Annotated in this window: 20 protein-coding genes; 16 read left to right on the top strand and 4 right to left on the bottom strand. The window is 73.1% G+C overall.

Features of this window, described 5'->3' with window-relative positions; all coding sequences use genetic code 11:
* Positions 1-179 precede the first annotated feature (179 nt).
* From ABZK10_RS02015 to ABZK10_RS01980, 8 genes are all read left to right on the top strand, one after another.
* Complete coding sequence (locus tag ABZK10_RS02015; protein ID WP_353807507.1) at positions 180-2,174, top strand: bifunctional metallophosphatase/5'-nucleotidase; 1,995 nt, start codon at positions 180-182, stop codon at positions 2,172-2,174.
* Between the two features lie 77 nt (positions 2,175-2,251).
* Positions 2,252-2,869, top strand: coding sequence for a hypothetical protein (locus tag ABZK10_RS02010; RefSeq protein WP_353807506.1), 618 nt, complete (start codon positions 2,252-2,254; stop codon positions 2,867-2,869).
* An 80-nt stretch (positions 2,870-2,949) separates the two neighbouring features.
* Positions 2,950-3,672, top strand: coding sequence for a YcnI family copper-binding membrane protein (locus ABZK10_RS02005; RefSeq protein WP_353807505.1), 723 nt, complete (start codon positions 2,950-2,952; stop codon positions 3,670-3,672).
* On the top strand, positions 3,669-4,283 hold the full coding sequence (locus tag ABZK10_RS02000; RefSeq protein WP_353807504.1) for a copper resistance CopC family protein: 615 nt from the start codon (positions 3,669-3,671) through the stop codon (positions 4,281-4,283). The genes ABZK10_RS02005 and ABZK10_RS02000 overlap by 4 nt, the downstream gene beginning before the upstream one ends.
* Positions 4,284-4,374: 91 nt before the next feature.
* Positions 4,375-6,420, top strand: coding sequence for a DNA helicase RecQ (gene recQ / locus ABZK10_RS01995; RefSeq protein WP_353807503.1), 2,046 nt, complete (start codon positions 4,375-4,377; stop codon positions 6,418-6,420).
* Positions 6,421-6,467: 47 nt separating this feature from the next.
* Positions 6,468-6,902 (top strand): hypothetical protein, encoded by a 435-nt coding sequence (locus ABZK10_RS01990; protein WP_353807502.1) that lies wholly within the window; start codon positions 6,468-6,470, stop codon positions 6,900-6,902.
* Positions 6,903-6,915: 13 nt separating this feature from the next.
* Complete coding sequence (locus ABZK10_RS01985; protein WP_353807501.1) at positions 6,916-7,296, top strand: DUF7144 family membrane protein; 381 nt, start codon at positions 6,916-6,918, stop codon at positions 7,294-7,296.
* A 158-nt stretch (positions 7,297-7,454) separates the two neighbouring features.
* The gene (locus ABZK10_RS01980; protein WP_353807500.1) at positions 7,455-9,530 is read left to right on the top strand and encodes an acyl-CoA dehydrogenase family protein; all 2,076 of its coding nucleotides are present in this window, start codon (positions 7,455-7,457) and stop codon (positions 9,528-9,530) included.
* Positions 9,531-9,593: 63 nt separating this feature from the next.
* Here the strand turns inward: ABZK10_RS01980 and ABZK10_RS01975 are convergent, their stop codons facing one another.
* From ABZK10_RS01975 to ABZK10_RS01965, 3 genes are read right to left on the bottom strand one after another with little or no spacing between them, the layout of a single operon-like run.
* Entirely contained in the window at positions 9,594-9,767 is a 174-nt protein-coding gene (locus ABZK10_RS01975; protein ID WP_353807499.1) for an HPP family protein, read from the bottom strand.
* 34 nt (positions 9,768-9,801) lie between these two features.
* Positions 9,802-10,809, bottom strand: coding sequence for a malate dehydrogenase (locus ABZK10_RS01970; protein WP_353807498.1), 1,008 nt, complete (start codon positions 10,807-10,809; stop codon positions 9,802-9,804).
* A 39-nt stretch (positions 10,810-10,848) separates the two neighbouring features.
* Entirely contained in the window at positions 10,849-11,343 is a 495-nt protein-coding gene (locus tag ABZK10_RS01965) for a DUF427 domain-containing protein (RefSeq protein WP_353807497.1), read from the bottom strand.
* A 69-nt stretch (positions 11,344-11,412) separates the two neighbouring features.
* On the opposite strand from ABZK10_RS01965, the gene pip reads away from it, so the two are divergent.
* Both pip and ABZK10_RS01955 read left to right on the top strand, forming a co-directional pair.
* On the top strand, positions 11,413-12,390 hold the full coding sequence (gene pip, locus ABZK10_RS01960) for a prolyl aminopeptidase (protein WP_353807496.1): 978 nt from the start codon (positions 11,413-11,415) through the stop codon (positions 12,388-12,390).
* On the top strand, positions 12,387-13,115 hold the full coding sequence (locus ABZK10_RS01955) for an alpha/beta hydrolase (protein WP_353807495.1): 729 nt from the start codon (positions 12,387-12,389) through the stop codon (positions 13,113-13,115). Before pip ends, ABZK10_RS01955 begins: the two co-directional genes overlap by 4 nt.
* Before the next feature lies 1 nt (position 13,116).
* Here the strand turns inward: ABZK10_RS01955 and ABZK10_RS01950 are convergent, their stop codons facing one another.
* Positions 13,117-14,079, bottom strand: coding sequence for a DMT family transporter (locus tag ABZK10_RS01950; protein ID WP_353807494.1), 963 nt, complete (start codon positions 14,077-14,079; stop codon positions 13,117-13,119).
* 128 nt (positions 14,080-14,207) lie between these two features.
* On the opposite strand from ABZK10_RS01950, the gene ABZK10_RS01945 reads away from it, so the two are divergent.
* The 6 genes from ABZK10_RS01945 to ABZK10_RS01920 all read left to right on the top strand — a co-directional run bounded on the left by ABZK10_RS01945 (position 14,208) and on the right by ABZK10_RS01920 (position 21,478).
* The gene (locus ABZK10_RS01945; RefSeq protein WP_436408479.1) at positions 14,208-15,059 is read left to right on the top strand and encodes a GTP pyrophosphokinase; all 852 of its coding nucleotides are present in this window, start codon (positions 14,208-14,210) and stop codon (positions 15,057-15,059) included.
* Positions 15,060-15,078: 19 nt separating this feature from the next.
* A complete protein-coding gene (locus ABZK10_RS01940; protein WP_353807493.1) occupies positions 15,079-15,912 on the top strand; it encodes a DNA/RNA non-specific endonuclease in 834 nt (277 codons plus the stop codon).
* A 61-nt stretch (positions 15,913-15,973) separates the two neighbouring features.
* Positions 15,974-17,020: a glucose-6-phosphate dehydrogenase (coenzyme-F420) gene (gene fgd / locus ABZK10_RS01935; RefSeq protein WP_353807492.1), complete on the top strand. Its 1,047-nt coding sequence runs from the start codon at positions 15,974-15,976 to the stop codon at positions 17,018-17,020.
* A 65-nt stretch (positions 17,021-17,085) separates the two neighbouring features.
* Positions 17,086-18,855 (top strand): thiamine pyrophosphate-binding protein, encoded by a 1,770-nt coding sequence (locus ABZK10_RS01930; protein ID WP_353807491.1) that lies wholly within the window; start codon positions 17,086-17,088, stop codon positions 18,853-18,855.
* Positions 18,852-20,288: an aldehyde dehydrogenase family protein gene (locus tag ABZK10_RS01925; protein WP_353807490.1), complete on the top strand. Its 1,437-nt coding sequence runs from the start codon at positions 18,852-18,854 to the stop codon at positions 20,286-20,288. Before ABZK10_RS01930 ends, ABZK10_RS01925 begins: the two co-directional genes overlap by 4 nt.
* Positions 20,285-21,478, top strand: a complete 1,194-nt coding sequence (locus ABZK10_RS01920; RefSeq protein WP_353807489.1) for a CoA transferase — start codon at positions 20,285-20,287, stop codon at positions 21,476-21,478. The genes ABZK10_RS01925 and ABZK10_RS01920 overlap by 4 nt, the downstream gene beginning before the upstream one ends.
* The last annotated feature ends 2 nt before the right edge of the window (positions 21,479-21,480 follow it).

Genomic DNA, 21,480 nt, shown 5'->3' with positions numbered 1-21,480 from the left:
AGTGCCCCATGCGGTCCCTAGTGTGAACAGCACCCCCTGCCACCCTGCCCGTGGTCGGGGACACCGTGCGGTCGGAGGGGACGCCGCGCACCGGGGCCCTCGGGTCCGGGTCCGGCACCCTTCGGACGCGTCGCCCGGCGACGCCGGTGTCGGATCCGCAACGAAGGAGTACCCGGAACATGCAGCACAGGACGGCCGGCGCACCGGCCCGCACATCACGTCGGGGCCGACGCCTCGCCGCGGGGACGGTGGCCGTCGCGGCCGCCGCCGCGCTCACCCTCGGCGGCGCGATGACCGCCCAGGCCGCACCGCCGGCCGGGAAGCAGAAGATCACCGAGATCAACCTGATGACGGTGAACGACTTCCACGGCCGCCTCGAGCAGTCCGGCTCCACCGGCGGCGCTGCGGCGCTCGCCGGCGCCGTGAAGGAGTTCTCGCGCGGCAACACCAACACGGTGTTCGCCGCCGCGGGCGACATGATCGGCGCCTCGACGTTCACCTCGTTCATCCAGCAGGACGAGCCGACCATCGCCGCCCTCAACCAGATGGGGCTCGACGTCAGCGCGGTCGGCAACCACGAGTTCGACCTCGGCTTCGCCGACCTCACCGACCGCGTGATGCCGCTCGCCGACTGGGAGTACCTGGGCGCGAACATCTACGAGAAGGGCACCGATGACCCGGCGCTCCCCGAGTACTGGGTGCAGGACTTCAAGGGCGTGAGCATCGGCTTCGTCGGCGCGGTCACCGACGAGCTCCCGTCGCTGGTGAGCCCCGCCGGCATCGCGACGATCGACGTGGGGTCGCCGGTGGCGGCCGCGAACCGCGTGGCCGACCAGCTGAGCGACGGCGTCGCCGCGAACGGCGAGGCCGACATCGTCGTCATGCTCGTCCACGAGGGCGCGGCGACCACGAGCCTCGCGTCGGCGATCGACCCGGCCTCGCGGTTCGGCGACATCGTGCTGAACGCCAACGACAACATCGACGCGATCGTCTCCGGCCACACCCACCTGGCGTACAACCACGTCATCGACGGTCGACCGGTGATCTCCAGCGGCCAGTACGGGCAGAAGTTCAGCAACATGGTGATCGAGTACGACACCCTGAGCGACTCCATCGTCTCGATGCACAACACCGTCTACGACGTCGCCGTGCGCGATGCCGAGGGCGATGTCGTCGGCTACGCCTACAAGGAGGACAACAAGGTCCAGCGCATCGTGGACGACGCGGTCGCCGTCGCCGACGAGCTCGGCAGCGTGGTGCTCGGCACCGCCGATGCGAACTTCGGGCGCGCGGTCGCGGCCGACCCGGCCACCTCGACCTCCTTCCCGGAGAACCGCGGCGGCGAGTCCACGCTCGGCAACTTCGTCGCCGACGTGCAGCTCTGGGCGTTGAACGTCGACGGCACGCGCGACGTGGACGTCACCTTCATGAACCCGGGCGGCCTGCGCGCCGACCTGGCCTCCGGCGAGGTGACCTACGCGGAGGCGGCCGGCGTGCAGCCGTTCGCGAACACCCTCGTGTCCATGGACCTCACGGGCGCACAGCTCAAGCAGGTGCTCGAGGAGCAGTGGCAGCCCGCAGGCGCCTCGCGGCCGTTCCTGAAGCTCGGCGCGAGCGCGGACTTCACCTACACCTACGACCCCGAGGGTCTCGACGGCGACAAGATCACCGAGATGTGGCTCGCCGGCTCGCCCGTCCTGCCCGGTGACACCTACTCGGTCGGCGTGAACTCGTTCCTCGCCTCGGGCGGTGACAACTTCAGCACCTTCGCCGCCGGCACGAACGTGTCCGACAGCGGCAAGATCGACCTGCAGTCGATGGTCGACTACTTCGCCGCGATGGGCAGCGCCGCGCCCGACCTCGCGCAGCGTGCGGTGGGCGTGCACGTGCCCGGCGGAACGACCGTCGCGGGCGGCGCGCAGGTGACCGTCGAGCTCTCCTCGCTCGACTTCACGCGCGACGAGACCGACGCCGACGTGGCCGAGGTCTACGTGGGCGGGGTGCTGGTCGGCAGTGCGCCGATCGACACCGCCTACACGCCGACGACCGACGAGGTCGGCACGGCGACCGTCATCGTGGACGTGCCGGGGAACACCGGCCTCACCACGTTCGATATCGTGGTGCCGAGCACCGGGACGACGAGTTCCTTCACGCTCGACGTCGCTCCGCTCTGACGCGACCGATCGCACGCCGCGGCCCCGCGCACCGCACCGGTGCGCGGGGCCGCGGCGCGTTCACGTAGGCTGTCGGCGTGAACACCAGGTGGCAGGCAGTCGCGCGCGGCTGGTTCGTCGCCGCCGCCGCCACCGTGATCGCGTCGCTCTCGCACGTGGTCGCCGGCGGGCATCCGCCCGGGGGGCTCGCGATCGTGCTCGCGCTGACCTTCTCCGGACTCGTCTGCATGGTCCTCGTCGGGCCGTCCGCCAGCCTGCCGCGCACCGCGGCCGGCGCCGTGCTCAGCCAGCTCGCGCTGCACGCGCTCTTCTCGGTGACCACGCCCGCGTCCGCCGCCACGTCGGCCACCGCGGGCGTCCACGCCGCCCACGCACCCGTCGACCCGGCGATCTTCGACGACGCACTCGCGGGGCTCGGCGGCAGCACGCTGCACGCGTCGGCGTGGATGCTCGTCTCCCACGCGGTCGCGGCGCTGCTCACGGTCGTCGCCCTCCAGCGCGGCGACCTCGCCGTCGCCGCGCTCGCGCGCGCGGCCGCCACGGCCATCCGGCTGCTGCTGCCCGAGGTGCGGCTGCCCGCCCCCGTCCCGACCGGCACGCGCCTCGTCGCGTGGACCGGCCCGTCGATGCGCCCCGCCCTGGTCGTGCTGTCCGGCCTGCGGCACCGGGGCCCGCCCGTGGCATCCGTCGCCTGAGTCGCGACCCCGCCACCCCCCCCCATCACTTCGCGCCGGCGCCAGCGAGCGATCCGGCGCGCGCTTCGAACAGGACAGCCATGACCCTCCGCACCACCCTCCGCACCACCACCCTCGCCGCGGCCGCACTCGGCGGCGGCACCCTCCTCGCGCTCGCGGCCCCGCTGGCCGCCAGCGCCCACGTCTCGGTCACCCCGAGCGGCACGGCCGCCGGGTCGTACTCCGTGATGACCTTCGCCGTCGGCCACGGCTGCGAGGGCTCCCCGACCACCTCGCTCACGATCGAGATCCCCGAGGGCGTCGACGCGGTCAAGCCGACCGTCAGCGCGACCTGGGACGTCGAGACCGTCACCGAGCCGGTCGGCGGCGAGGACGCCGAGCGCGTCGCCCAGGTGGTCTACACGGCGGTCGAGCCGCTGCCCGACGCCTACCGCGACACCGTCTCGATGCAGGTGCTCATCCCCGAGGACGCCGCGGGGACCGACCTCGTGTTCCCGGTCGTGCAGGAGTGCACCGAGGGCGAGAACCTCTGGACCGAGGTGACCGAGGCCGGCGGTGAGGAGCCCGAGAACGCGGCACCCTTCTTCACCGTGACGGAGTCGACCGGCGACGCCCACTCGCACGGCACCGCGGAGTCCGACGAGGACGAGCACGCCGACGACGACCACGCCGAGGCGTCCGAGGCGTCGGATGCCGCGGAGTCCGACGTCCTGGCCCGCGTGCTCGGCATCGGCGGACTCGTCGTCGGTGCGGTGGGCATCGTGCTCGCCGTGACCGCACGGCGCGGGGCAGCGAAGCGGTGACCGTGCGGGACGCGCGCCGCCGCGGCGTCGTGGGCGCGCTCGGCGGCGCGGCCGCCGCACTCGCGCTCGCGCTGCTGCCCGCACTCCCGGCCGCGGCGCACAACTACCCGGTCGCCTGGGCGCCCGAGGACGGGTCGACCGTGACCGAGCAGCCCGGCACGATCTCGGTCACGACCAACGATGCGCTGCTCGACCTCGGCAACGGGGCGATCATGCAGGTGGTCGGCCCCGACGGCCGGCACTACGGCGACGGATGCGGCGTGGTGGCGGGCTCGGCCGTCGAGCTCGACACCGACCTCGGCGACCCGGGCGAGTACACCGTCACCTGGCAGGCCGTGTCGACCGACGGGCACCCGATCTCCGGCGAGTTCGGGTTCACCTGGGCGCCCGGCGACGGCGTCGAGCTGGGCACGGGGAGCGAGGCCGACTTCGCCTGCGGCGCCGGCGCGGGCGATGACGGCGCGGAAGCCTCCGAGGCGGCCGACGGCGACGGGTTCGCCGTGCCGGCCGAGGCCCTCTGGATCGGCGGCGCCGCACTCGCGGTCGCGGCGGCGGTCGGGGCGACCCTGCTGCTGACCCGGCGGAAGCCGGACGGCTCCGGCGACGACTGAGCCGCTTCCTCCACATCGTGCCCGGCGGGAGGGCGGGCGGGGCGGCGGCCTCGCCCGCCCGCTCGTCGCCGGGGCTGGTTAGGCTCGTCGGGTGACCTGGAACGCAGCATCGGCGCCCGACGACGACTGGTGGGACCCCGACGCCGTCGCGCCGCCGCCGGACCCCGACGACGTGCCGCCGCCCGAGCCCGAGTGGGAGACCGTGATCCCCGGCGGCGGGGGCGCCGTCTCGTCGGTCCCGGCCACCGCGGTACCGGCCGACGCGGTCCCGGCCGACGCGGTCCCCGCCGCCGCGCCTGCGGCACCCGCCCCGCCCCGCTTCGCCGACGCGCGCGAGGCGTTGCACGCGGTCTTCGGGTACGACGAGTTCCGCGGTCACCAGGCTGAGGTCATCGCCCACGTCGCGGGTGGCGGCGACGCGGTCGTGCTCATGCCGACCGGCGCCGGCAAGAGCCTCTGCTACCAGGTGCCCGCGCTGCTGCGTCCCGGCACGGGCGTGGTGGTCTCGCCGCTCATCGCGCTCATGCACGACCAGGTCGACGCGCTCGTGCGCAACGGCGTGCGCGCCGCCTACCTCAACTCCTCGCAGTCGCCCGACGAACGGCGCGAGGTCGAGCGTGCGTACCGCACCGGCGAGCTCGACCTGCTCTACATCGCCCCGGAGCGCCTGAACACCGAGGGCGCGAAGCGCCTGCTCGAGTCGGGCTCCATCGCGCTGTTCGCCATCGACGAGGCGCACTGCGTCTCGCAGTGGGGCCACGACTTCCGCCCCGACTACCTCGCGCTCGCCGAACTGGCCGAGCGCTGGCCCGACGTGCCGCGCATCGCCCTCACCGCGACCGCGACCGAGGCGACGCACCGCGAGCTCACCGAGCGGCTGTCGCTCGGTGACGCGCGCCACTTCGTGTCGAGCTTCGACCGCCCGAACATCCAGTACCGCATCGAGTCGAAGCGCCAGGTGCGCCAGCAGCTGCTCGAGTTCATCCGACGCGAGGGCCGCGACGCCGAGGGGCACCCGGTCTCGGGCATCGTCTACGCGCTCTCGCGAGCCAGCACCGAGAAGCTCGCCGCGTTCCTCGACGGCAACGGCGTGCGCGCCCTGCCGTACCACGCCGGGCTCCCGGCCGAGGTGCGCGCCGAGACCCAGCGCCGGTTCCAGCAGGAGGACGGCGTCGTGGTCGTCGCCACGATCGCGTTCGGCATGGGCATCGACAAGCCCGACGTGCGCTTCGTCGCCCACGTCGACCTGCCGAAGTCGGTCGAGGGGTACTACCAGGAGACCGGTCGTGCGGGCCGCGACGGGGAGCCGGCGACCGCGTGGCTCGCGTACGGCCTGCAGGACGTCGTGCAGCAGCGCCGCATGATCGACGAGAGCCCGGGCGACCTCGCGCACCGGCGCCGCATGCAGCAGCACCTCGACGCGATGCTCGCGCTCTGTGAGACCGTGAGCTGCCGCCGCCAGAACCTGCTCGGCTACTTCGGCGAGCAGAGCACCCCGTGCGGCAACTGCGACACGTGCCTCGCGCCGCCCGAGTCGTGGGACGGCACCGTCCCCGCGCAGAAGCTGCTCTCGACGATCGTGCGCCTCGAGCGCGAACGGCGGCAGCGCTTCGGGGCCGGGCACCTCATCGACATCCTGCGCGGCAACGACACGGCGCGCGTGCGCCAGTACGGCCACGACCGGCTCGCGACCTACGGCATCGGCGACGACCTCGGCGACCAGCAGTGGCGGGGCGTGGTGCGGCAGCTCCTCGCGCAGGGGCTCATCCAGGCGCAGGGCGAGTACGGCACGCTGGGGCTGACGGATGCCTCGGGGGCGGTGCTCTCCGGTGAGCGCACCGTGTCGCTGCGCACCGAGCCCGATCGGCCGGTGCGGGCCTCCCGCGCCGCAGCGCCCGCGGCGGCCGACCTCGAGCCCGCACAGCTGGAGCTGTTCGAGGCACTGCGGGCGTGGCGCGCCGACCAGGCCCGCACGCAGGGCGTCCCGGCGTACATCGTGTTCGGCGACGCCACGCTCCGCGCGGTGGCGCAGGCTCGTCCGGGCAGCATCGCCGAGCTCGACGGCATCACCGGCATCGGCGCGAAGAAGCGCGAGGCGTACGGCGAGGAGCTGTTGAAGGTCGTCGCGGACGGCTGAGTCGTCTCGCTAGGATCGCGATATCGCCGAGCATCGGGGGAGAGCGCATGGCAGACCAGTTCGGACCGAAGCGGCCCGTGGGCATCACGATCGTCGCGTTCCTCGTCTGGATCGGCGCGGCGATCGACATCCTGGCGTCGATCCTGTTGTTCACGGCCGCATCCGACCCGGAGTTCGCCGAGCAGTTCGGCGGCACGGCGGCGCTCATCGCCGCGTCGACGGTGTCCCTCCTGCTCGGCGTCATCGTCATCGTCGCCGCGATCGGGCTGCTGCGCGGCAACCCGGTCTCGCGTATCGCCGTCACCGTGCTCGAGGCGCTCAGCGCACTCGCGTCGATCGTGATCGGCGTGATGAACCCGGCCGGCATGGCCGGGGAGATCCTGAGCGCGCTCGTCGCCGTGGCGGCGATCACGCTGCTCTGGATGCCCGAGTCCACCCGGTACTTCCGGGGCCTCGCGCCCGGCGAGCCCGTCGCCGACTGAGCGGAGGACCCACGTGGCCACACGACCGGGCGGCGTCACCTTCGTCGCGATCCTGACCTGGATCGGCGGCTTCTTCGACATCCTCGGCGGCGCGCTGGTGCTGTTGTTCGGCGCAGGCCAGGCAGCCGAGGGGGCGCGGGTGTCGCTCACGACGATCGCGATCGTCTCGATCATCGTCGGCGTCGTGGCGATCGCCGTGGCGGCCGGGCTGCTGCGCGGCAACTCCGCCGCACGCATCATCGTCACGATTGTCGAGGTGCTCTCGATCGCCGGCTCCGTCTGGGTCATCGTCGTCACTCCCAGCGCCATCGCCGAGTACTTCAGCATCGCCTTCGGGCTGCTCATCATCGCCCTCCTCTTCTCCCGGCGCGCGAACGCGTTCTTCCGCGGCTGAGCCGGGCGGCCGCCCGGGCGCGCCCGCCGATGTGGGGAGCGCACAATCGGCATCGCGCGCGGCGCACGCCAGATTTGTGGCATCCGTACAGCCCAGTTGGTCGAACCTTGTCCCAGACCTACCGTGATGCTCGACGATCTGTGCAGAGAGGACATCGCATGGCAGACACCGCCGTTCGCCCCGAGACCGCCGTGGAACCCACGATCGAGCAGCACGAGGACGAGGCCGGCGCCGAGCCGCGCGTCGACGTGGCCGCGCTCGGCCGGCAGCTGCTCGGCACCTGGGCCGACGTGCGCCTGTCCTCGCGCGAGGTCGCGAAGCGCCCGGAGGTGCAGCGCATCGAGGGCCAGCCGATGGCCGAGCACCGCGAGCGCGTGCTCGGGCAGCTGCACTACCTCGTCGAGCACGGCCACGTGAACCGCGCGTTCCCGAAGGCGCTGGGCGGCCAGGAGGACGCCGGCGGCAACATCGCGGCGTTCGAGGAGCTCGTGCTCGCCGACCCGAGCCTGCAGATCAAGTCGGGCGTGCAGTGGGGCCTGTTCGGCGCCGCCGTGCTCCACCTCGGCACCGAGTACCACCACGAGGCCTTCCTGCCGGCGATCATGACCCTCGACGTGCCGGGTGCCTTCGCCATGACCGAGACCGGCCACGGCTCCGACGTCGCGTCCATCGCCACCACGGCGACCTACGACCCCGACACCGAGGAGTTCGTCATCGACACGCCGTTCCGCGGCGCGTGGAAGGACTACCTCGGCAACGCGGCGCTGCACGGCAAGCACGCGGTGGTCTTCGCGCAGCTGGTCACGAAGGGCGTGAACCACGGCGTGCACGCCTTCTACGTGCCCATCCGCGACGAGCAGGGCGGGTTCCTCGACGGCATCGGCGGCGAGGACGACGGGCTGAAGGGCGGCCTGAACGGCATCGACAACGGACGGCTGCACTTCTCGGGCGTGCGCGTGCCGCGCGTGAACCTCCTGAACCGCTACGGCGACGTCGCCGCCGACGGCACCTACTCGAGCCCGATCTCGAGCCCGGGCCGCCGCTTCTTCACGATGCTCGGCACGCTCGTGCAGGGCCGCGTCTCGCTCGACGGCGCCGCGACCACGGCGTCCGCCGTGGGCCTCGCCATCGCGATCCGCTACGGCAGCGAGCGCCGACAGTTCAACGCGGCGAGCGACACCGAGGAGGAGGTGCTGCTCGACTACCAGCGCCACCAGCGCCGACTGCTGCCCCGCCTCGCGACCACGTACGCGCAGGTCTTCGCGCACGACGAGTTCCTGGTGAAGTTCGACGCGGTGTTCAGCGGGAAGGCCGACACCGACGACGACCGGCAGGACCTGGAGACCCTCGCCGCCGCGCTGAAGCCGCTGTCGACCTGGCACGCGCTCGACACGCTCCAGGAGGCGCGCGAGGCATGCGGCGGCGCGGGCTTCCTCGCCGAGAACCGCCTCGTCGGCCTCCGCCAGGACCTCGACGTCTACGTCACCTTCGAGGGTGACAACAACGTGCTGCTGCAGCTGGTCGCGAAGCGCCTGCTCACCGACTTCTCGAAGAAGTTCGCCGGCGCCGACGCCGGCGCGCTGGCGCGGTACGTGGTGGCGCAGGCGGCCGACCGGGCGCTCCACGGCAGCGGCCTGCGCCGTATCGCCCAGACGGTGAGCGACTTCGGCTCGACCGCGCGCTCGGTCAAGGACCTGCGCGACCCCGACACCCAGCGCGGCCTGCTCACCGACCGCGTCGAGACCATGGTCGAGGAGATCGCCGGCCGCCTGCGCGACGCCCGCAAGCTGTCGAAGGCCGAGTCGGCGGCGCTGTTCAACGCGAACCAGAACGAGCTCATCGAGGCGGCCCGCGCACACGCCGAACTGCTCCAGTGGGAGGCGTTCACGCGCGGCCTCGAGCAGACCGAGGACCCCGGCACGAAGCAGGTGCTCACCTGGGTGCGCGACCTGTTCGGCCTCGGGCTGCTGGAGCGGCACATGTCGTGGTACCTCATCCACGGCCGGCTCTCGCCGCAGCGTGCGCAGGCCGTGACGGCGTACGTCGACCGGCTCATCGCCCGCCTGCGCCCGCACGCGCTCGACCTGGTCGACGCGTTCGGCTTCGAGCCCGAGCACCTGCGCGCCAGCATCGCGACCGGTGCCGAGGCGGAGCGCCAGGCCGAGGCCGCGGCGTACTTCCGGGCGCAGCGCGCATCGGGCACCGCGCCGGTGCCGGAGAAGTCGAAGAAGTAGCGCCGAACCGTCGCACGCAGGGCCGATCCGCCGGGCGGGTCGGCCCTCGTCGTCCCCGCGGGCCTACTCGCTCGGCGGCTTCAGCAGCGCGCCGGATGCGAGTCCGACGGCCGCTCCGGCCGCGAGCCACAGCCAGAACCCGGTGATCAGGCTGATCACGACCCCCACGATGAGCCCCATCACGATGCCGACGATCATCTGCTTCCGGCGTGCTGCGGGGGAGGGTTGCGTGGCCACGCGTCGAGCCTAGACGAGCCGTCGCCGCTGCCGCTCAGACGAGACCGAGCGCGCGCACCGCGTCGCGTTCGGCGACGAGCTCCTCGACCGACGCGGCGATCCGCTGCGACGCGAACGCATCGGGCTCGAGCCCGGGCACCACGTGCCACGAGCCGCCCGACCCGGTCACGGGGTACGAGCACACGAGTCCCTCGGGCACGCCGTACTCGCCGGTCGAGACGACGGCCGCGCTCGTCCACGCGCCGTCGGTGCCGTGCACCCAGTCGCGCACGTGGTCGATGGCGGCCGAGGCGGCGGATGCCACCGAGCTCGACCCGCGCACGCGGATGATCTCGGCGCCGCGCTGGGCGACGCGCGGGATGAACACGTCCGCGAGCCAGGTGCGCGCGGCCTCGGCGCCCATCTCCTCCTCGAGCACGTCGGGCACGGGACGGCCGCGCACGAGCGCGTGCGACACGTCGGGGAACTGGCTGGCGGAGTGGTTGCCCCAGATCGCGACGCGCTCGATCTCGCCGACCGGCGCGTCGAGCGCGTCGGAGAGCTGCCCGAGCGCGCGGTTGTGGTCGAGCCGGGTGAGCGCCGTGAACCGGTCGCGCGGCACGTCCGGCGCGTGCGCGGCGGCGATGAGGGCGTTCGTGTTGGCCGGGTTGCCGACCACGACCACCCGGATGTCGTCGGCCGCGCCGGCGTTGATCGCCGCGCCCTGCGGACCGAAGATGCCGCCGTTCGCCTCGAGCAGGTCGGCCCGCTCCATGCCGGGCCCGCGCGGGCGGGCGCCGACCAGCAGCCCGAGGTTCGCGCCGTCGAAGGCCTGCCCCGGATGATCGGTCACGTCGACCGAGTCGAGCAGCCCGAACGCCCCGTCCTGCAGTTCGAGCGCGGCGCCCTCGGCCGCGCCGAGCCCCTGCGGGATCTCGAGCAGGCGTAGCCTGACGGGGGTGTCGGCGCCGAGCATGGCGCCCGAGGCGATGCGGAAGAGCAGCGCGTAGCCGATCTGCCCCCCGGCGCCGGTGATGGTGATCGTGACCGGTGAACGGCTCATGTGCGCGAGCCTACTCCGGGGGCGAGGCGGCCGCCGGGCTCACCAGCCCATGGTGCCGGGCGCGCCCTTGAACGGGCCCGCGACCCGGTCGGTGATCCACCCGCCGTAGAAGCCGCCCGGCTGCGGCCGGACGAGTTCGCCGTCGACCGTGCACGCGTCCATGCGCCCCGGGTAGAGCGCGACCCGGTCGGCGAGCACCTCGAAGCCGGGCGTCGGCGACGGGTAGTTCCATGCCGCGCGTTCGGCGACCGCGTCGCCGCCGAGCACGTCGAAGTAGCGCGCGCCGCCCTTGAACTCGCAGAACGAGCCGCCGGCCGCCGGGCGCAGCGCGCCGTCGGCGAACGCGTCGATCGGCAGGTAGTAGGTCGGCGGATGGCTGGTCTCGAGCACGCGCACCGTGTCGCGGGTGGAGGCGATCACCACGCCGCCGAGGGTGACCGTGACGCGCTCGCCGGAGGCGTCGATCGCGGGCGGGCGCGGGTAGTCCCACACGGACTCCTGGCCGGGGCGGAGGGCGTCGGGGGTCGGTCGCATGCGCCGAGGGTACGCCGACTCGCTGGACGGGGCCCGCATGCGGCATCCGCCCTGCCGTTATCGTGAAGCATGCGAGAGATGTATCCGGAGATCGAGCCGCTCGAGACCGGCATGCTCGACGTGGGGGACGGACAGCACATCTACTGGGAGGTGTCCGGCAACCGCGACGGCAAGCCCGTGGTGTTCCTGCACGGCGGGCCGGGCGGGGGCACGAGCCCGGCGCACCGGCGACTGTTCGACCCGGAACGGTACCGCATCGTGCTGTTCGACCAGCGCGGCTGCGGGCTCAGCATCCCGCACGCGAGCGCACCCGACGCCGACCTCAGCGTGAACACCACCTGGCACCTCGTCGCCGACATCGAGAAGCTGCGCGAGCACCTCGGCATCGATCGCTGGCAGGTGCTCGGCGGCTCCTGGGGCAGCGCGCTCGCGCTGGCGTACTGCGAGACGCACCCCGATCGCGTGACCGAGATCGTGCTGCGCGGCGTGTTCACGCTCCGCCGAAGCGAGCTGGAGTGGTTCTACGAGGGCGGCGCCTCGGCGATCTTCCCCGACCTCTGGCAGGACTTCCTGGCGCAGGTGCCCGAGCGCGAGCGGCACCACATGGTCGCCGCGTACGGCCGCCTCCTCGACGACCCGAACCCGAGCGTGCACCAGCCCGCCGCGATCGCGTGGTCGCGCTGGGAGTCGTCGACCATCACCCTGCTGCCGCAGCAGGAGGTCATCGCGAAGTTCACCGAGCCCGAGTACGCCACCGCGTTCGCGCGCATCGAGAACCACTACTTCCGGCACGGCGGCTGGTGGGAGGAGGGGCAGCTGATCCGCGACGCGGAGATGCTGCGCGGCATCCCCGCGGTCATCGTGCAGGGGCGCTACGACATCTGCACGCCCGTGATGACGGCGTGGGACCTGCACGAGGCGTGGCCCGAGGCCGACCTGCGCATCATCCCCGACGCGGGCCACGCGTTCGACGAGCCGGGCATCCTCGACGCCATGATCGAGGCCACCGACCGCTTCGCGCGCGCGCCCGGCGAGCACCGCGGATGAGCCGCGCGCTCCGCTGGCTCGGCACGGTCGCAGCGGCCCTCCTGCTCGTGGTCGTGGTCTTCGTCGCCTGGACCCAGACCGTGTTCCAGGGCGAGCGCGACGCGGCCCTCGACGCGTGGCGCGACGAGGGGATCACGATCACCTCGACGTCGGGTGCCGTGCTGATGGAGCCCGCCGACGGCGGCTCCGGCACCGGGCTCGTCTTCGTGCCCGGCGCCAAGGTCGACCCGTACGCGTACCTTCGCGTGCTCTCCGGCGTCGTCGATGCGGGGGCGACCGTCGTCATCACGAAGCCCACGCTGAACCTCGCGTTCTTCGACCCGCGGGGGCTCGACGCGTTCACCGGACTCGCGCCCGGCGTCGACGACTGGTGGGTCGGCGGGCACTCGCTCGGCGGCGTGCGCGCCTGCCTCATGGCGGGCGAGGCGGGGGCGGATGCCACCGGCCTGGTGCTGTTCGGCAGCTACTGCGCGAACGACCTGTCGGACTCGGGGCTCGAGGTGCTGAGCATCAGCGGCTCGAACGACGGGCTCACCACGCCCGACGACGTGACCGGCAACGCGCACCTCCTGCCGGACGATGCGACCTTCGTCGAACTGGAGGGTGCGAACCACGCCGCATTCGGCGACTACGGCGTGCAGCCGGGCGACGGCGAGGCCACGATGCCGAGGGAGGCGTCGCTCGCGGCGATCACCGACGCGCTGACGGAGGCACTCGCGCCGTAGGTCAGGCTGCGCGCGACGCGCGACGCCCGGTCGGCACCGCCAGGATCGCCAGCCCCGCCGCGAGCACCGCGAGGCCGATCGCGGCGCCCGCCGGGAGCCGTTCGCCGAGCAGGAGCAGGCCGAGCAGGGTGGCGGTGAGGGGCTCGGCGAGCGTCAGCGTCGAGACGGTCGCCGCCGTCAGGTGACGCAGCCCGGCCGCGAAGAGCAGGTAGGCGAGCGTCGTGGTGACCAGGCCGAGCCAGAGGCCCATCGCCAGCCCCTCGGGCGTGGCGAGCCAGGAGGCATCCGTCGCCAGCAGCAGCGGCAGGCTCACCGCCGCGGCGAGGCCGAACAGTGCGCCCATCGCGCCGGAGCCCGACCAGCCGCGCTCGAGGAGCCCCTTGCTGGCGAGCGCGTAGACGGCGTACGAGAGCCCGGCGCCGAGCGAGGCGGCCAGGCCGAGGGGATCGATCGCGTGCTCGGCGTCACCGCTCGCGAGGCCGAGGGTCGCGATGCCCGCCGTCGCCACGACCGTGGAGAGGGCCCAGCGGCCCGACGGCCGGTGCCCGCGGAACGCCCATTCGAGCAGCCCGGTGAGCACGGGCGCGGAGCCCAGCGCGACGACCGTGCCGACCGCGACGCCGTTGCGCTCCGTGCCCGCGAAGAACGCGGGCTGGTACGCGAGCACGCCGAGCGCGCCCGCGACGACGACGGCCGACGAGACGAGGCGCACGCGACGCGGGTCGGTCACCGGCGGCCGGCCCGTGGGCGCGGCGTCGAGCGCCGGCATCTCGGGGACCAGCGCCGCGTCGTCGCGGGGTCTCCGCCGGGCCAGCACGAGCGCGATCAGCGCGAGCGCGCCGCCGCCGATGAGGATGCGCGCAGCACCGAGCGACAGGGGATCGGCTTCGGGGCCCAGCGCCTGGGCCGTGCCGGTGGTGCCGAAGCACACGGCCGCCGCGAGCACGGCGAGGACTGCACGCACGGGGAACAGTGTCGCACGGGCGGGCACGGGCCGATGGCGCGGTCGCCCCGGGGCATCCGTCGCACTACCACGACGCCGCACCGCAACCGCACAGCCGATGCCGAGACTTCCCCCGTAGCGTCGGCGACGTGACCGCATCGACCTCCGGCCCCGATCTCGACAGTGCCGCCGCCGCCTTCGAGGGCGTCGACGACCAGGGCCTGCAGGCCCTCCGCTCGCTGCAGGACGAGTTCGCCCGGTTCATGCAGCGCTACAAGTTCGGCATCGACGAGATCGTCACGAAGCTGACGATCCTGCGCGAGGACTTCGCGCGGTCGGAGCGCGGCAACCCGATCGAGCACATCTCGAGCCGGCTGAAGTCGGCCGACTCCATCGTCGAGAAGATCCAGCGCAAGGGCGTCGAGCCGAGCTTCGAGGCGATCCGCGAGCAGGTCACCGACATCGCCGGCGTGCGCGTGACCTGCAGCTTCGTGTCCGACGTGTACCGCGTGTTCGACGTGCTCACGAGCCAGTCCGACGTGCGGGTCGTGCGCGTGAAGGACTACATCGCCGATCCGAAGGCGAACGGCTACCAGAGCCTGCACGCGATCATCGAGGTGCCGATCTTCCTCTCCGACGGCATCGTGCCGGTGCTCGTCGAGGTGCAGTTCCGCACCATCGCGATGGATTTCTGGGCGAGCCTCGAGCACAAGATCTACTACAAGTACGACGCGCAGGTGCCGGCCGCCCTGCTCGAGGGCCTGAAGGAGGCCGCCGACACCGCCGCGCGCCTCGACGCCGACATGGAGCGGCTGCACCACGAGGTGCACGGCGGAGGCGACGAGCCGGCCGCGGCGCGCGGCGAGCGGGCTGCGGCGCGCGGCGAACGGGCCGCCGAGCCGGTGCCGGATGCCACGGGCGACGCGATCGCCGAGGTGCTGCCGGGCGACCGCGCCGTGCGCGCCCTGCACGACTACCGCGCCCGCACCCGTCGGGTCTGAGGCCCGCGGGGGAGCGGCGATGGCGGGGGAGATCGGCCGGGGCTACGACCCCGCGTTCCTGATGGTCGACGTGCCGTTGCCGGTGGTGCCGGATGCCCCGCCGGGCGCCCACGTGCCGCTCGACTCGACGCACTTCACCGTGCTGCTCGACCGGGAGCGGCGGTTCGCCGCCGTCACCGGCGTCAACGTCGACGGCGCGGCCCTGCGCGACCTGCCGCGGGTGGACGACTGGCGGCTCGACGACCGGGTGCCCCCCGAGTGGCAGGCGGGCCCCGAGGTCTACCTGCGCAACGACCTCGACCGCGGGCACCTGGTGCGCCGGCGCGACCCCGTCTGGGGGGCCGCCGACGTCGCGGCGCAGGCGAACGCCGACACGTTCACGTACCCGAACGCGGCGCCGCAGGCGAGCGGATTCAACCAGTCGCGCGAGCTCTGGCTCGGCCTCGAGGACCACGTGCTCGCGTTCGCCGACGCGACGGGCGCCCGCATCAGCGTCTTCACGGCGCCGGTGCTGCGCCCGACCGACCCGGAGTACCGCGGCATCCGCGTGCCGCTGGCGTTCTGGAAGGTCGTGGCGTGGACGTCGGGCGGGGCGCTCGCGTCGGCCGGGTTCCTGCTCGACCAGACGCCCCTCCTGAACGCCGACGAGCTCGCCCGTCGCATGGCCGTGCCGGCGGGCACCGACGCGGTACCGCCGCTCGGCCCGTTCCGCACGTTCCAGGTGCCGGTGGCGGACGTGGCGGCGGTGAGCGGCGTCGCCTTCGGCGACCTGGCGGGGGCGGACGTGCTCGGCGCGCCCGGCGTGCGGGCCCGCCGCATCCGCCTCGCGTCGTTCGACGACGTCGTGCTCTGACCGCCCGCATCACATCGGCAAGAGTATTGCCTAAAAGAGCCTCGCATGCAATATTGATTGCATGCAGCTCACCCTCGGTTACAAGGCGTCCGCGGAGCAGTTCGACCCGCCGGAGCTCGTCGACCTCGCCGTCGAGGCCGAGCGGCGGGGCATGCAGTCGGTCGCGATCAGCGACCACTTCCAGCCGTGGCGGCACCACGGCGGCCACGCGCCGTTCGCGCTCGCGGTGCTCGCCGCGGTCGCCGTGCGCACCGAGCGGGTGCGCATCGGCACGTCGGTCATGACGCCCACGTTCCGGTACAACCCCGCCGTGGTGGCGCAGGCGTTCGCGACGGTGGGCATGCTCGCGCCCGGGCGCGTCTTCGCCGGATTCGGCACCGGGGAGGCGCTGAACGAGATCGCGCCCGGTCACGCCGGCGCGGGCGACCAGCCCTGGCCCGAGTTCCGCGAGCGGTTCGCCCGGCTCCGCGAGGCCGTCCGGCTCATCCGGGCGCTCTGGTCGGATGCGCGCGTGGACTTCGACGGGGAGTACTACTCGCTGCACGGGGCATCCGTGTACGACCGCCCCGACGTCCCGATCGACGTGTACATCGCGGCGGGTGGCCCGGTGGTGGCGCGGTACGCCGGGCGCGTCGCCGACGGGTTCATCTGCACGTCCGGCAAGGGCCGCGAGCTGTACGCCGAGCAGCTGATCCCGGCGGTGGATGCCGGCGCGGCTGCCGCCGGACGCGACCCGCGCGCGGTCGAGCGGATGATCGAGATCAAGCTGTCGTACGACACCGACCCCGAGGCGGCGCTCGAGCACACCCGGTTCTGGTCGCCGTTGTCGCTCGGTGCCGCGCAGAAGCACGACATCACCGACCCCCTCGAGATGGAGCGCGTCGCCGACGCGCAGCCGATCGAGGCGATCGCCCGCCGCTGGATCGTCGGCGCGGACCCCGACGCGGTGGTGGGCCGCATCGGCGAGTACGTGGACGCCGGCTTCACCCATCTGGTGTTCCATGCGCCGGGCGCCGACCAGCGTCGGTTCCTGGCCCTGTTCGAGCGCGATCTCGCGCCGCGACTGCGTGCGCTGGAGTCGACGCGAGAGTTGCAGACTGCAACTTGACAGCAAGATTTGTTGCTGAAACGATGAATGACGAGACTCGGAGCCAAGGGAGGCACTGAAGGAAAATGCGTGTCGTAGATGCCATCGCGGACTGGTTCTCCGCAGCAGGATTCACCCACTACTTCGGCTACGCGGGAGGTGCGATCTGGCCGATCCTCGACGGGCTGATCGAGCACCCCGAGATCCGGGGCGTGCAGGCCAAGCACGAGTCGCACGCGGTCCACCAGGCCGACATCTACTTCCGCGAGACTGGTCGCGTGGCCCCCGTGATCGTGACCAAGGGCCCGGGCATCATGAACGCGGTCGGCGGCATCGCCAGCGCCATGCACGACTCGATCCCGCTGCTCGTGATCTGCGGCGGCACGGCCACCCACTTCTTCGGCAAGGCCGGCATGCAGGAGATGTACTACCACGGCAACGAGGACACGATCAGCGTCCTCCGCCCGATCACGAAGGGCGCCTGGCTGACCATCCGCCCCGACACCGTCATCGACACCCTGAACCACGCGCTCCGCGTGGCCACCAGCGGCCGGCCCGGGCCGGTGCTCGTGCAGATCCCGACCGACATCCAGTGGGCGCAGATCGAGGGCGAGATCGTGCCGCCCGCCGCTCGCTCCGTGCGCTCGGGCCACCGCGCATCGCGCGACGACGTGGCCGAGGCCGCCCGGCTCGTCCGGGAGGCGGAGCGCCCCGTGCTGCTGGTGGGCGGCGGCGTCGCCCGCGGCGCCGACCCGACCAGCCACATCGAGGCGTTCACGGCCCGCACCGGCATCCCGGTGGCGACGACGCTCACCGCGAAGGGGCTCCTGTCGGAGGACCACGAGCTCTCGGTCGGCACGGTCGGGCGATCGGGCACGATCGCCGCGGCCCGGGCGACCCGCGACGCCGACGTCCTGATCGCCGTCGGTGCCCGGTTCTCCGACAACAACGCGGGCAACTGGCGCAAGGGCGCGATCTACGACATCCCGAAGACCAAGCTCATCCAGGTCGACGTCGCCCCCGACGAGGTCGGCCGCAACTACGAGGTCGAGCTCGGCCTGATCAGCGACGGCGTCACGTTCCTCGACGACCTCGCCGAGGCGCTCGGCGACGAGCGCATGGACATCGCGCCGTGGCGCGAGGCGATCGCCGGGTTCAAGCGCGACTGGGAGGTCGAGGTGCAGGAGGTCGTCGCCGGCGACTTCGAGCGCATCCACCCGGGCCGACTCGCCTACGAGCTCGGAGAGGCCATGGCGCGCGAGCCCCGTGCGCACGCGTACATCGACGTCGGCGACATCATCCAGTACGCCGAGCCCTACATGACCATCCACGAGCCGGGGCACTGGCACATCAGCTCCGGCATGGCCGAGATGGGCTGGGCGACCGAGGGCGCGCTCGGCGCCGCCGTCGCCGACCCCGACATCATCCCGGTGGCGCTCACCGGCGACGGCGCGTTCCTCATGGGGCCGCAGGTGCTGGCCACGGCCATGGAGTACGGCGTGCCGTGCGTCTGGGTCATCGTCAACAACCACGAACTCGGCATCGAGAAGAAGGGCGCCGAGAAGCAGTTCGGGCGCAACCACCCCTGGATCTTCTTCCGCACGCCCGACGGCGAGCCGTACAACCCCGACTTCGTGGCCATGGCGCGCGCCTTCGGCGGCGACGGCATCAAGGTGACCAGCGCCGACCAGCTCCCCGCCGCCTTCGACGCGGCGTTCGCCAGCGGCAGGCCCTTCGTCGTCGACGTCGACACCGACCCCGACGTGCCGACCTACTTCACCCGCGGCCTCGACCGCGCATACCCCGACACCTGGTCGAAGAGCTACGGCGCGCACGGGCAGATGGAGCAGCAGTGACCCAGGCCCGCCCCGTGTACCTCGCCGGCGAGTGGGAGACGTCCGAGCAGACGGTCGTCTCCCGCGAGCCGGGCAGCGGCGCGGAGATCGGCGCGGTGCACCTCGCGACCGCCGAGCAGCTCGACCGGGCGACGGCGGCGGCGGTCGCCGCGTTCGAGCAGACGCGGCGCATGGCGTCGTACGAGCGGTCGGATGCGCTGCATCGCATCGCCGACGGACTGCGCGACCGCCGCGAGGAGTTCGGACGGATGCTCGCGCGCGAGGCTGGGAAGCCCCTGGCCGACTCGCTCGTCGAGGTCGACCGCACCGTGTTCGCGTTCCGGCATGCGGCCGAGGAGGCCGTGCGGATCCAGGGCGAGGTGCTCCCGCTCGACGTCATCCCGAGCGCGCGCGGGAAGTGGGCGATCACCCGGCGGATGCCGCTCGGGCCCGTCGCGGGCATCAGCCCGTTCAACGTGCCGCTGTCGCTGTCGGCGCACAAGCTCGCGCCCGCGATCGCGGCCGGTGACAGCATCGTGCTGAAGCCCGACACCCGGGTCGCCGGCACGTTGCTGATGCTGGCCGAGGTGATCGACGACGCCGGGCTGCCCGCGGGCGCGGTGAGCGTGCTGCCGATGGACGTCGCGGTCGCCGATGCGATGGTGACCGACCCGAGGTTCGCGCTGCTGTCGTTCACCGGCTCCGCACGGGTCGGCTGGGACATGCGGGCGCGGGCCGGCAGCAAGCACGTGGTCCTCGAGCTCGGTGGCGACGGCGCCGTGGTGGTCGCCCCCGACGCCGACCTCGACCGGGTCATGGGGCGGCTGCTCGTCGGCGGCTTCAAGTACGCCGGCCAGATCTGCATCAGCGTGCAGCGGGTGCTGGTGCACGCCTCGCGCATCGACGAACTGCGCGAACGGCTCGTGGAAGGTGCGCGCGGCCTGCGGGTCGGGGACCCGCTCGAGGACGGGGTCGACCTCGGGCCGATGATCTCGGAGGACGCCGCGATGCGCGCGGTCGGCCTCGTCGAGGAGGCCGTCGCCTCGGGAGCCGACCTGCTCACGGGCGGCACGCGCGATCGCGCCTACGTCCGCCCCGCCGTGCTCGAGCACGTCCCGCCGACCGTGCGACTCGCGCGCGAGGAGGCCTTCGCCCCGATCGTGACCCTCGAGTCCTTCGAGCGGATGCAGGAGGCGTGGGACGCCGTCAACGCGAGCGCGTACGGCCTGCAGGCGGGCGTGTTCACCGACGACCTCCCCACGATCTGGGAGGCGTTCGAGGAACTGCGCGTGGGCGGGGTCATCGTCAACGACGTGCCGACGTTCCGGGTCGACCACATGCCGTACGGCGGCATGAAGGAGTCCGGCGTCGGCCGCGAGGGCATCCGCTACGCCATCGAGCACATGACCGAGTTGCGCACGCTGGTCGTGAACACCGATCGGCCGGCACGATGAGCGGGGCACCCGCCGCCGTGCCGTCACCGGAGCCGGGACGCGCCCTCGCCGGGCTGCGCGTGCTCGACCTCGCGGGCGAGCCGGGCGCGTACGCGTCGCGGCTGCTCGCCGACCTCGGTGCGGAGGTGCTCCGGCTGGAGATCGCGGCGGACGCCGACGATCCCGGCGTGCGCGACCACTGGCTCGCGGCCTACGACGCCTTCACGAACGCCGGGAAGCGGCGCACCGTGTTCGCCGACCCCGAACGGCTGCGCGCCCAGGTGCGCGCGGTCGCGCCCGAGGCCGACGTGCTCATCGAGGAGGTGGGTGCCGACGGGGCCCCGCGCTGGACGGCGGGCATGGCCGAGGTGCGCGATGCCGACCTGGTGCACGTCGTGCTGAGCCCCCGCGGACTCGGCGTCGGCGGGCCGGAGGGCCGGTCCGACGACCTGCTGGTCATGGCCGACGGCGGCCTGCTCCACCTCGGCGGGTACGTGGACGAGGGGCCGGTGGTGGCCCACGGCGCCCAGAGCTGGCTCGGTTCGTCGATCTTCGGCGCGGTCGCCGCGCTCGCCGGCGTGCTCGACAAGGAGCGCGGGGGCGACGGCGGCACCTACGACGTGTCGGCGCAGGAGTGCATCGCGCAGGCGCTGGAGGACAGCGCGCCGGGCTACGCCCTGACCGGGGCGGTGCGGCAGCGCCTCGGCGAGCGGCCGCGCGAGGCGGGAACCGGCGTGTACCCGTGCCGCGACGGCCACGTCTCGATGGTCGCGGGCCGGCTCGGCACCGCCCGCGCCTGGCGCGCGCTCGTCGACTGGCTGAACGAGGCGGGCGCCCCGGGCGCCGAGCACCTGCGCGAGGAGCGCTGGGGCGACTTCGCCTTCCGCCAGAGCCCCGCGGGCGTCGACGGCTTCGCGGCCGTGTTCCTGCCGTTCGCGGCGCAGCACGACAAGGCCGAGCTCTATCGCGAGGCGCAGTCGCGGATGATCGCGCTGTCGCCCGTGAGCACGGTGGCCGACCTGCGGGAGAACCCGCAGTTGCTGCACCGCAGGTTCTTCGTGCACGTGCCCGGACCCGACGGGGAGCTCGTGTTCCCCGGACCGCCCTACCGGCTGTCCGGGAGTCCGGTCCGGCCCGCGGCGCCCGTGGTCGAGGAGCCGACGGCGGCGTGGCGGACGCCGCTGGTGCGAGTGGGGGGAGCAGACGGATGACG

Origin of the sequence: Agromyces sp. SYSU T00194, assembly GCF_040496035.1 — a bacterium.
GTDB classification, from domain to species: Bacteria; Actinomycetota; Actinomycetes; order Actinomycetales; family Microbacteriaceae; genus Agromyces; species Agromyces chitinivorans.
Note: the sequence above shows the minus strand (reverse complement) of the source record. Positions and strands in the feature narration are given on the sequence as shown.